Origin of the sequence: Caulobacter sp. DWP3-1-3b2 (genome assembly GCF_049896325.1) — a bacterium.
Lineage (GTDB): Bacteria > Pseudomonadota > Alphaproteobacteria > Caulobacterales > Caulobacteraceae > Caulobacter.
The window spans coordinates 1-11,299 of record NZ_JAFCUB010000033.1 but is presented as its reverse complement, the minus strand read 5'-3'; the positions used below and the strand labels follow the sequence as shown (position 1 = coordinate 11,299).

At 65.8% G+C, this 11,299-nt stretch carries 11 protein-coding genes; 6 read left to right on the top strand and 5 right to left on the bottom strand.

The features are described 5' to 3' along the window. Positions 1-6: 6 nt before the first annotated feature. From dnaQ to ACP7AG_RS17080, 3 genes are all read left to right on the top strand, one after another. Positions 7-723 (top strand): DNA polymerase III subunit epsilon, encoded by a 717-nt coding sequence (dnaQ, locus tag ACP7AG_RS17090; protein WP_426032292.1) that lies wholly within the window; start codon positions 7-9, stop codon positions 721-723. Positions 724-920: 197 nt separating this feature from the next. Beyond that, a complete protein-coding gene (locus ACP7AG_RS17085; RefSeq protein WP_426032290.1) occupies positions 921-1,616 on the top strand; it encodes a hypothetical protein in 696 nt (231 codons plus the stop codon). Between the two features lie 25 nt (positions 1,617-1,641). After that, on the top strand, positions 1,642-2,067 hold the full coding sequence (locus tag ACP7AG_RS17080) for a hypothetical protein (protein ID WP_426032288.1): 426 nt from the start codon (positions 1,642-1,644) through the stop codon (positions 2,065-2,067). Between the two features lie 40 nt (positions 2,068-2,107). Here the strand turns inward: ACP7AG_RS17080 and xth are convergent, their stop codons facing one another. The 4 genes from xth to ACP7AG_RS17060 all read right to left on the bottom strand — a co-directional run bounded on the left by xth (position 2,108) and on the right by ACP7AG_RS17060 (position 7,839). Beyond that, positions 2,108-2,914 (bottom strand): exodeoxyribonuclease III, encoded by an 807-nt coding sequence (xth, locus tag ACP7AG_RS17075; protein ID WP_426032286.1) that lies wholly within the window; start codon positions 2,912-2,914, stop codon positions 2,108-2,110. Between the two features lie 260 nt (positions 2,915-3,174). Continuing rightward, complete coding sequence (locus ACP7AG_RS17070) at positions 3,175-3,828, bottom strand: outer-membrane lipoprotein carrier protein LolA (protein ID WP_426032284.1); 654 nt, start codon at positions 3,826-3,828, stop codon at positions 3,175-3,177. Between the two features lie 203 nt (positions 3,829-4,031). Beyond that, positions 4,032-6,455, bottom strand: a complete 2,424-nt coding sequence (locus tag ACP7AG_RS17065) for a DNA translocase FtsK (protein ID WP_426032282.1) — start codon at positions 6,453-6,455, stop codon at positions 4,032-4,034. A gap of 877 nt (positions 6,456-7,332) precedes the next feature. Beyond that, entirely contained in the window at positions 7,333-7,839 is a 507-nt protein-coding gene (locus ACP7AG_RS17060; RefSeq protein ID WP_426010415.1) for a DUF1993 domain-containing protein, read from the bottom strand. Positions 7,840-7,967: 128 nt separating this feature from the next. On the opposite strand from ACP7AG_RS17060, the gene ACP7AG_RS17055 reads away from it, so the two are divergent. Continuing rightward, a complete protein-coding gene (locus ACP7AG_RS17055; RefSeq protein ID WP_426010416.1) occupies positions 7,968-8,402 on the top strand; it encodes a CBS domain-containing protein in 435 nt (144 codons plus the stop codon). Between the two features lie 104 nt (positions 8,403-8,506). On the opposite strand, the gene mdh is transcribed toward ACP7AG_RS17055, so the two are convergent. Next, complete coding sequence (mdh, locus tag ACP7AG_RS17050) at positions 8,507-9,469, bottom strand: malate dehydrogenase (RefSeq protein WP_426010417.1); 963 nt, start codon at positions 9,467-9,469, stop codon at positions 8,507-8,509. 146 nt (positions 9,470-9,615) lie between these two features. Here mdh and ACP7AG_RS17045 point away from each other — a divergent pair, with 146 nt between their 5' ends. After that, complete coding sequence (locus ACP7AG_RS17045; RefSeq protein ID WP_426032280.1) at positions 9,616-10,665, top strand: MaoC family dehydratase; 1,050 nt, start codon at positions 9,616-9,618, stop codon at positions 10,663-10,665. Beyond that, on the top strand, positions 10,658-11,083 hold the full coding sequence (locus tag ACP7AG_RS17040) for an HIT domain-containing protein (protein ID WP_426032278.1): 426 nt from the start codon (positions 10,658-10,660) through the stop codon (positions 11,081-11,083). The genes ACP7AG_RS17045 and ACP7AG_RS17040 overlap by 8 nt, the downstream gene beginning before the upstream one ends. The last annotated feature ends 216 nt before the right edge of the window (positions 11,084-11,299 follow it).

Sequence of the window (11,299 nt, the reverse complement as noted above, 5' to 3'; positions counted from 1 at the left end):
AGTCCGATGGCGCGGGAAATCATCCTCGATACCGAAACCACCGGCTTTGATCCGAAGACCGGTGACCGGCTGGTGGAAATAGGCTGCATCGAGGTGGTCGATTTCATGCCCACCGGGCGGTCGTTCCACGAATATTGCGACCCGCTGCGCGACATGCCGGCCGAGGCCCAGAAGGTGCACGGTCTTTCGATCGAGTTCCTGACCGGCAAGCCCAAGTTCCACGACATCGCCGACCGTTTCCTGGAGTTCGTCGGCGACAGCCCGGTGATCGCCCACAACGCCGCCTTCGACCGCAGCTTCGTCAATTTCGAGCTGGAGAAGTGCAACCGCGGGCCGCTGCCGGAGAGCCGCTGGGTCGACACATTGGCCATGGCCAAGAAGCGCTTTCCGGGCATGTACAACTCGCTCGACGCGCTGTGCAAACGCTTCAAGATCAGCCTCGACAGCCGCGACAAGCACGGCGCCCTGATCGACGCCCACCTGCTGGCCGAGGTCTATCTCGAACTGCAAGGCGGTAAGGAACGGGCCCTGGAACTGACGGCGGTGGTGGCGATCAACGCTGTCTCGGCCGCCCGGGCCGGCTCCTACGGCTCGCGAGCCCGGCCCCTGGCCCCGCGCTCGACCGAGGAAGAACGCCTGGTCCACGCCGCCTTCGTCCAGAAAAACTTCAAAGACAAGGCCGTCTGGATCCAGTTTGGGGTGGGCGTCGCGGCCGAAGGGTAAGCCCACCAGCGGAGAGCGGGTCTCCAATCGCGCTCCGTTCGCGTCGACTTGGGCCGCGAAGCATCGCCAACCCCCCCCAACCTAGCCGGCGCGGAGAGTAGGACCGGCCTGTTGCATGGGCTCGCCATACAATCTTAGATTTACTTTCTGAAATGGTACCGCTAACGTAAGCCCATAAGAAAATTATGGGAGTGAACATGCCGAACGAAGTGGAGGAAATCGTCGTCGTCGGGACAGCCCCGTATAATCCGCCCATTCAGACGCCCGGCTACACCCCTTCGCCGCCCGCCAATGTGCCGCCGCCTGGATCCCCGGGGGGACCGCCGCCGACCACGCTGGAGCCTGCGGCCATCACCTACGCCGCCGCCCGCGTCCAGACCCGTTCGTCCGTAAATCTGGCGGATCCCCAGCAGAAGGCCTGGGTCGACCAAGGCCTTCAGGCGCTGAAGGGCTTATTCTTCAACACTCAGTACGGCAGTAAAACCACGATCGACGGGGCTGGTTCAAAGAACGTTGCGGAGACTAACCTGCTAAATGTTCTGAATCACACGACCTTTGTCTTTCAAACTGACACCATCGTGTATCAGGGCCACGAAGTCGGGGCCAAAACAACTCGCTACACCAGCACCGAGGGCGGAGTTCAGTATGTGGTCTATGTGGATGTTGACCATCCGACCAGCGCGGCGATGCAGGCCCTGGGCGCCGCAGGGATGAACTTCGAGCTGTTCCACGAGATCGGCCATGCAGTCGCCTCGGAGAACAATTGGGGCGGCTCCCAGACGTCCGAGGCCGACGCCAATACCTTTGCGCTTGGCTTGGCCGATTACGCGAATTTCTGGGTGCCAGCTCAGGCGACGCTTGCGGGGATGGGCTATGACTTCATGCCATTCTGAGCGGAGGGCCACAGGCGCGCTCCTCATGCTAAGCTTGGCGCTTGCCGGGTTTCCCGTGCGGGCGGCGCCGCTGCCCGACCTCGGGGCCCCTTCCCATGTCACAAGCGAGGTCAGCGCCGATTTCGACGGCGACGGGCATGTTGACAAGGCGCAGCTGATCGCCGACCCGGCCCAAGAGTCGCTCGTGCTCAGCGTCGACATGGGAAGCGCCCGGCGCCTGACGGCGATGTCTGTGCATCTCGACGGGTCAACGACGGGAATGCGGTTAGAGACGCGTCTTGGCGACGACGTGCGGTGTCCGAATTACCAGGCGCAGTCGACCTGCGGGCGGCCTTTCGATATTGCTCCGGGTCGTCCCGCGCTCGTGATCACAGCGCCCAAGCAACGAGCCTTGATCTTCTATCTGGGCAAGGACGATGGGATCTCGCTGACCCTTGGCTACCTGGACTAGGGCGGGGGTTCACTTTCGTTTTCCGCCCTCGTCGTACGGTTCAGACCAGCAGATCCGCCGTCACTGGCGCGTGGTCGCTGGGGCGCTCCCATTCGCGGACCGTGTCGTGGACCCGCGACGACACCTTGCCGTCGATGAAAGCCGCATCGCGCAGTCCGGGGCTGGCCAAGATGTGGTCAAGCCGCAGGCCACGATTGGATTTGCGGAAGTCGGCGGCGCGGTAGCTCCACCAGCTGAACAGCTTTTCCGGCTCGGGCGTGGCCAGGCGCGGCAGGTCCAGGAAACCGATCGAGTCCACGAGACCCGCGAAGGCTTCCAGCTCGACCGGCGTGTGGCTGACGATCTTCGACATCTGGCGATGGCTCCAGACGTCGTTCTCGCCGGGCGCCACGTTCAGGTCGCCGGTCAGGATCAACGGGGCCTTGGGGTCGCGCTTCTGCATCTCGGCGGTCAGGGTCTGGTAGAAGTCCAGCTTGTGGTCGAACTTGGGGTTCACGGTCCGGTCGGGCGTATCGCCCCCGGCCGGGACATAGAAGTTATGGATCTCGACGCCGGCTACCTTGCCCGAGACACAACGGGCATGGCCTTCGCGGCAGGCGTTGAGGGCCGGGGCGTCCTCGATCGGCAGGCGCGAGGCGATGGCCACGCCGTGCCAGCCCTTCTGGCCCATGATCTTCAGGTGGGGCAGGCCCATGGCGGCAAAGGCTTCGCGCGGGAACTCACCCTCCTGGCACTTGATCTCCTGCAGGCACAGCACGTCGGGCCCCTGCTCATCGACGAAACGAGCGGCCTGCTCGGCGCGGAGGCGGACGGAATTGACGTTCCAGGTGGCGATACGAAGGCGCATGCCGCTCCCTCTAGAGGTTCAGTTCGGGGGCCGGCAACGAAAAACGCCCGGACGCATCAAGCGTCCGGGCGAAAGTTGGGTCTCTCATGCCGCCGCCGGGAGGGGATAGATCCGGCACGGTTGCGAAGGGCGGGTCGGGCGCTCTTCGCCATGCGTGTTAAATCTGCCACGGCCACGGCCTAAGTCAAGAACAATCGCGTTAACAACTTGCATGTTGTCAAATTGTCGCATTTCGAGGCGCTAAACCGCTCAAAATACAACTAAGGCTTACCCACCCGGCGGCGAGGATCGGAAAGCACGAAAAGTTTCGGGTCCAGGCCTGAGGTCTTTTCGAAATCCACCAGCCGCACGCGCGTCTCACCGCCCTTGGCGTCGGTGACCGTCCAGCCCATCAGGGCGGGAGTGTTGCTGAAGTCCAGGCTGATGCGGCCCAGGGTCTGGTGCCTGGCGTCCTGGGCGACGATCGTGAAGCCATCATTGAGCTTGCGCACCTCGGTGATGGTGACGCCACGACCCAGGCGCACCTCGCGAGCCAGCAACAGGGCCAAGGGCGTGCGGCTCAGCGGATAGCTTTCGAAGGTCTTCAGGCGACTGTCGAAGATGTTGACGCTGGAGCCGTTGCTGACCACCAGCAGACCTGTCGGACCGTCATAGGCGAATCGCGCCTTGCCGGGGCGCTGCAGGTAGAAGGTCCCCTGGGTCTGGGTTCCGCGCGCGTCGGTCTGGACGAAGCGGCCCTTGGCCGAGCCCAGGGTCTGGATATAGGCCGAGGCCTGATCGACCAGCGCCTTGTCCTGAGCCGACAGCGGGGCGGCTGGGGCCGGGGCGGCCAAGGCGGCGGCGCCCATGGCGGCGGCCAGGCCGAGGCCAGTGGCGGCGAGAACGAAGCGACGGGTCGGGGTGGTGGTGGTCATGCGATCTCCTAGTCTCCAACCTTTGCCCTGCCCTTGCGACCAGCGAAAGGCCATCGCGCGACCCTTTTCAGGCGCTGGGATGAAGCGCTGTTCAGGTTCGGGCGGTTCGGGCGAGGGGAAACGCCGCTAAACGGCCAAGGTTTCAGGGCGCGCGGTCGGGGACATGCGAATGCGGATGTCCCCGTCAGCATTACGATCGTCGGCTACATCGGCGGCGGCGGCGGGGCGAGGATGTCGCGCTTGCCAGCATGGTTGGCGGCGCCGACCACGCCTTCCTTTTCCATCCGCTCCATCAGGGAGGCGGCGCGGTTGTAGCCGATCTGCAGGCGGCGCTGGATATAGCTGGTCGAGGCCTTGCGGTCGCGGGTGACCACCGCCACGGCGTGGTCATAGAGGTCGTTGGCCCCGCCCTCGCCCGCGAAGGCGCCCTCGACAGCCTCTTCCTGTTCCTCGTCGCCGCCGGCGGTGACCTCTTCCAGATAGTTGGGAATGCCCTGGTCGCGCAGGAACTTGGCCACGGCCTCGACCTCGCCGTCGCTGACGAAGGGCCCGTGCAGGCGGGTGATCCGGCCGCCGCCGGCCATGTAGAGCATGTCGCCCTGGCCCAGCAGCTGCTCGGCGCCCTGCTCGCCCAGGATGGTGCGGGCGTCGATCTTGCTGGTCACCTGGAAGCTGATCCGGGTCGGGAAATTGGCCTTGATGGTGCCGGTGATGACGTCGACCGACGGGCGTTGGGTGGCCATGATCAGGTGGATGCCGGCGGCGCGGGCCATCTGAGCCAGGCGCTGGACCAGGCCCTCGATGTCCTTGCCGGCCACCATCATCAGGTCGGCGACCTCGTCGATCACCACCACCAGATAGGGCATGGCCTCGGGACGGATTTTCTCGGTCTCGTAGATCGGCCGGCCGCCATCATCGAACCCCGTTTGAACCGTGCGTTCAAAATGTTCGCCCTTGGCGGCCGCCTCGTTGGCCTTTTCATTATAGCCCGCGACGTTGCGAACGCCGATCTTCGACATCCGGCGATAGCGATCCTCCATCTCGCGCACCGTCCACTTCAGGGCGACGATGGCCTTCTTGGGGTCGGTGACGACGGGCGCCAGCAGGTGGGGGATGCCGTCATAGACGCTGAGCTCCAGCATCTTGGGGTCGATCATGATGAACCGCACCTGCTCGGGCGACAGCTTGTAGAGGATCGACAGGATCATGGCGTTGACGCCGACCGACTTGCCCGAGCCGGTGGTGCCGGCGATCAGCAGGTGGGGCATCTTGGCCAGGTCGGCGATATAGGGCTCGCCGCCGATCGTCTCGCCCAGGGCCATGGGCAGGGCGTGGCTGGCCTTGTCATAGTCGGCGCTGGACAGCAGGTCGCGCAGATAAACCGTTTCCTTGCGGGAATTGGGCATCTCGATGCCGATGGCGTTGCGGCCCTGGGCCACGGCGACGCGGCAGGAGATGACGCTCATCGAGCGCGCGATGTCGTCGGCCAGGGCCACGACGCGGGCGGTCTTGGTGCCGGCGGCCGGCACCAACTCGTACATGGTGACCACCGGGCCAGGGCGGATCTGGTCGATCTGGCCGCGCACGCCAAACTCCGCCAGCACGCTTTCCAGCAGGCGGGCGTTCTGGCGCAAGGCCTCTTCGTCGAACTCGGCCGAGCGCGGCTTGGGCTTGGCCAGCATGGCCAGCTCGGGCAGCTGGAACCCGCCTTCGGCTTCGAAGTCGAAGGCCTTCTGCTGTTCGCGCTGTTCGCGGCTATTGACCCTGCCCGGAACCTTGGGCTGGGCGATGGCCATGGGACGGGGCTCGAAGCTGGGCGCGAAGGCGTCTTCGTCGGCCGGGGCTGGCGCGGCCTTGGCCGGCTTGGCGGCGCGGCGCGCCGCGACGGGCGCGGTCTCAGGGTCGGCTTCGATCACCGGCGCGGCCCGGCGCGGGGCGCGGGGACGGGCGGCGGCCTCGGGTTGCGGTTCAGGGGCCAGGGCCAGGGGCGCCCGTTCGCGCGGCATCAGGCCGCTCAGGGTCTCGGCGATGGCGTCGGGGTCAAAGCGGCGGAAACCGATGGCGTAGCCCAGGGCCACGGCGGCGCCGAGGGCCAGCAGCAGGGCGGCGATGATCCTTGCGCCGGGCAGGCGGGCGAAGGCCAGCAGGCCGGCCACAGCGTTCAGCAGGCCGTCGCCCCAGAACCCGCCCAGGCCGCGGGCCAACTGCCAGGCGGCGGGATAGGGTGGCGCGGCCAAAAGACCGGCCAGGGCCAGCAGGCCCAGGCCGCCGACCAGGGCGCGCAGCCGCAGATCGCCGCGATGGGCGGAAGGGTCGGGCTGCGAGACGCGGGTCATGCCGAACACCAGCATCAGCAGGGCCGCGACCCAGCCGCTGAGGCCCAGAGACTGCATGACGATGTCGGCCAGGGCCGCGCCGGCTCCGCCCAGGGCGTTGGTGGCCGGCTGTCCGGTGACGGCGTTCAGGCTGGGATCGGTGGCGTTGTAGGTGGCGACCGACAGCAGCAGACCCGCCCCGACCACGCAGACCACCCCGCCCCGGAAGCGCGCCGACCAGGGCTGGCCCCAGCCATAGCGGATAGCGTCCCAGACCAGTTCAACACTCGATCGCCGCGCCGCTCGCGCCATGGCCAGTCACCTTGTACTCTTGGAACCGGGCGAGTCTGGGCCAAGAGGGTTAAGGGGCGTTTACCTCGCCGGCCGATCAGTGTGGTTTGGAGTCGCGGCCAGGGGGGAGCGGGGGGGTGCGACTAGAACATGATGGTCTTGAACTGACCCGTCGCCCCAAGTGTCGTTTCCCCGGCGAAGGCCGGGGCCCAGATCCAACCCTGGGAGGGCGTTGCTTGTGCTGGGTCAGGAGGCGCGTCATCCCAAAACGCTCAGGCTGAATCTGGGCCCCGGCCTTCGCCGGGGAAACGGATTCAAATGACGATTCAACCGCCAATCATCTAGCGTGCGGTCTCCTTGCAGACGTTTACGCCCAGCTGTTTGTCGGGCCTGCATTTCAAGCCGCACTCATAGTCCCAGCCGGTGGGATCGACCATATTCAGAGTGGCGCGCCTTACACCTGAGCGGCACTCGTTCAAGCTCTTGTAGGGGCCGATCTCGATCGACTGCGTAAGGTCGGTTTTGTCGGGGTATATCCAACCGCGCCATGGAGCCTCACCGCACCCCGAAATGAGGAGAAGGGACATCGTGACAAGCGCTTTTAGTCCGGTTCTTCGAATTCTAACCACAGCGCGTCTCCTGCCGCTCTAGCTTAGCGGCTTCTGCACGCTAGACTAGCAAAGAACAAAAGCGGAACATACGTCCGGAGTCGTCGTCCCGTGGAGTCACTCTGGCCCGTAGCCCGCCGTTGGTAGGGGGGTCAGTGGGTGGAGTCATGGATCAGCAGTTATTGGGCCAGTTGGCGGTGGTGTTTTCGGCGGTCGGCGGGGTGATCACGGCCCTGGCGACCTTGGTGTGGGCGTTCCGGCGGCGGCCTTGAGGGGTCGCCGCCGACACATCATGCGGAGCCGAGGTAATCCTTCTTGCCCACCTCGACGCCGTTCTTGCGCAGGATCGCGTAGGCGGTGGTCAGGTGGAAGAAGAAGTTCGGCTGGGCCTGGGTCTGCAGATAGGCCAGGCCCTTGACCACGCTGGTCTCGCCGCGGCGCGTCAGCATGATGTCGCGGTCCTCGGCGTTTTCGAACAGGGCGGAGTCCAGGCCTTCGACATAGGCGATGGCGCGGTCGACGCGGGCGATCAGGCCGGCGAAATCGGTCTCGACGTCGTCCCAGGCCGGAACCTCCTCGCCGGCCAGGCGCGCGGCGCAGCCCTTGGCGAAGTCGGTGGCGATCTGAACCTGGCGCAGCAGCGGGAACATGTCGGGGAACAGCCGGGCCTTCAGCAGGGCGTCGGGGTCGAGTTTCTTCGCGTCAACATGGGCGGCGGCCTTGGTCAGCACGCCTTTCAAGCCCTTGAGGCCCTGGACGAAGACCGGAACGCTGGCCTGGTGAATGGTGATCGACATGAGGAGCTCCTGGATGTGGAGCGGACTTAGCCTGCGTCGGGGTTCGTCGGGAAGCGCCGCGACGGAACGGGCTGCTCGCCTCGGGGTTCTGTCAGGGTCCCATTCACTCCCTCCAGGAGCACTTCCCCATGAAAGTCAGCGACGCGATGACCGGCCAGGTCTCCACCGCCGCCCCCACCGACACCGTGCGCAAGGTCGCCCAAGTGATGGCCCATGTCGAAACCGGCGCCGTGCCGATCGTCGATGAAGACGGCAAGGTGATCGGCCTGGTCACCGACCGCGACATCGTCTTGCGCGTGGTCGCCGAGGGCCGCAGCTTCGACTCGCCGATCTCCGAGGCGATGAGCGACGGCGAGGTCTACAGCGTCAAGGAAGACGACATCCTGGCCGACGCCACCGCCAAGATGGCCAGCCACCAGATCCGCCGCCTGGTCGTGCTCGACGACGCGGGCAAGCTGACCGGCATCCTGTCGCTGGGCGACGTGGCCAAGGACTACGGCGCCAAGCAGGTCGGCAAGACGCTGGAAGACATTTCCCAAGAGGGCGGCGAGGCGGCGCAGTAATCACGGTTGGGGACATGCCCATGGGCATGTCCCCAACCTTGCCACAACGCAAAAGGGCGGCCCGCGAGGAGCCGCCCTTTCTCGTATCCGAAAGCCCTAAAAGCTTAGACCAGCGAGCTGTCGATCGCCTTGCAGGCTTCCATCAGGCCCTTCACCGAAGCGACCGAGGCGGCGAACATGGCCTTTTCCTCGTCATTGGTTTCGAACTCGATGACCCGTTCCGCGCCGCCGGCGCCGATCACCACCGGCACGCCGACATAGAGGCCTTCCAGGCCGTATTGGCCGGTCAGGAAGGTGGCGCAGGGCAGGACGCGCTTCTTGTCCTTGATGTAGCTGGTGGCCATGGCGATCGCGCTTTCGGCCGGGGCGTAGAAGGCCGAGCCGGTCTTCAGCAGGGCGACGATCTCGCCGCCGCCGCCACGGGTGCGCTTGACGATGCCGTCGAGCTCTTCCTGGGTCATCCAGCCTTGCTTGACCAGTTCCGGCAGCGGTAGACCGCCGACCGTCGAGTGGCGAACCATCGGCACCATGTCGTCGCCGTGGCCGCCCAGGGTCCATGCGTGGATGTCTTCGACCGACACGCCGGTCTTCTCGGCCAGGAAATAGGCGAAGCGCGCGGAGTCCAGCACGCCGGCCATGCCGATGACCTTCTCCTTGGGCAGGCCCGAAAACTGCTGCAGGGCCCAGACCATGGCGTCCAGCGGGTTGGTGATGCAGATCACGAAGGCGTCGGGGGCGTGGGCCTTGATGCCCTCGCCGACGGCCTTCATGACTTTCAGATTGATGCCCAGCAAATCATCGCGGCTCATGCCCGGCTTGCGCGGGACGCCGGCGGTGACGATGCAGACGTCGGCCCCGGCGATCTCTTCGTACGAATTGGCGCCCTTCAGGACGACGTCCTTGCCGAACACGGCCGAGGCTTCTGCGATGTCGAGCGACTTGCCCTGGGGCGTGCCCTCGGCGATGTCGAACAGAATCACGTCGCCCAGCTCTTCGCGCGCCGCGATATGGGCCAGGGTGCCGCCGATCATGCCGGCGCCGATGAGGGCGATCTTCGCGCGAGCCATGGGGTCTCCATCAAGGCTGTGGACGAGAAATGTCGGGCGCGGTCTACGCCCGCAACGGCCCGGCCTCAAGCCCCCTTTCCCGTTTCGCCGCAGTGCGGCAAGACTGTGTGAACAACGGCTCGTGACGCCGTTGGGGAGACGCGGGGATGAGCAAGACCGATCCGGGGAACTATTTCGAGGACTTCCGCCTGGGCCAGGTGATTGTCCACGCCACCCCGCGCACCGTCACGGCGGGGGATGTGGCGCTGTATACGGCGCTGTACGGACCGCGTTTCGCGCTGTTCTCGTCGGACGTTTTCGCCACCGATTGCGGGCTCTCCGCCGCGCCGGTCGATCCCCTGATCGCCTTCCACATCGTGTTCGGCAAGACCGTGCCCGACATCAGCCTGAACGCCGTCGCCAACCTAGGCTATGCCGAGGGCCGGTTCCTAGCGCCGGTCCATCCCGGCGACACCCTGACGGCCCGGTCCGAGGTCATCGGGCTCAAGGAGAACTCCAACGGCAAGACGGGCGTCGTCTATGTCCGCACCACCGGCGCCAACCAGCGCGGGGTGGCGGTGCTCAGCTATGTGCGCTGGGTGATGGTGCGCAAGCGCGATCCGGCGGCGGTGGTCGAGGGGCAGGTCACGCCGGTGCTGGCGAGCGCCGTGGCCGCCGAGCACCTGACGCCGCCGCCCGGCCTGGATTTCGGCAAGTACGACTTCGCCCTGGCCGGCGCGCATCATGCCTTCGAGGACTATGCGATCGGCGAGAAGATCGACCATGTCGATGGGATGGTGGTCGAGGAGGCCGAGGCGCAGATGGCCACGCGCCTTTGGCAGAACACCGCCAAGGTCCATTTCAACCAGTTCGAGCGGTCCAAGGACCCGTCGGGCCGGCGGCTGGTCTATGGCGGGGTGGTGATCTCGACCGCCAAGGCTTTGTCGTTCAACGGCCTGCAAAACGCCGGCCTGATCCTGGCGATCAATGGCGGCCGCCATGTCAGCCCCTATTTCGCCGGCGGCACGGTGTTCGCCTGGAGCCAGGTGCTCGACAAGGCCGACCTCAGCCGCTCGGTCGGCGCGTTACGCCTGCGGCTGGTAGCGACGGTCGATCGCCCCTGCGCCGACTTTCCCGACAAGGACGCGGCCGGCGTCTATGCGCCGGGCGTGATCCTCGACTTCGACTACTGGGCGGCGGTTCCGAAACGTGGCTGAGTTCGTCCTCGATCCGGCCTTCGTGGCCACCTCGGCCGCTTTGGGCGATCTGCCGCTAAGCCATGCGCGCCTGCAGCTTGACGCCCGTTATCCGTGGGTGGTGCTGATCCCGCGTGTCGAGGGAATGCGGGAGCTGGAGGATTTGTCGGCCGCCGACCGCGCGGTGCTGATCGAGGAAACCATCCAGGCTGGCGGCGCCGTTCGCGCGGTGGCGGAGATGATGGACCTGGCGATCGACAAGCTCAATGTTGGGGCGCTAGGCAATGTCACCCCGCAGTTGCACGTCCATGTGCTAGGCCGGCGGGTAGGTGATCCGGCCTGGCCGGGTCCGGTGTGGGGACATTCGGCGGGTGTGGCCTATGCGCCAGATGCGCTCAATCGAGCGATCGCGGCGGCGAAGACGGCGTTGTCCCTATAAATCCGCTCATCCCGGCGAATGCCGGGACCCAGATCCTTTGGCGGTCCGGCTGATTGGAGGGGCTTAGCGCTGTTGGCGTCCGCCACAAAGCCCCTCCATCTGGGTCCCCTGAGTTCACAAACGAAGTGCAACACTCTCTGACCGAGGTGTTGCGATGGGACAAGCCTATGATCACCTCACGCTTGAGGAGCGGTGTGAGCTTGCCCGGCGTCGTGA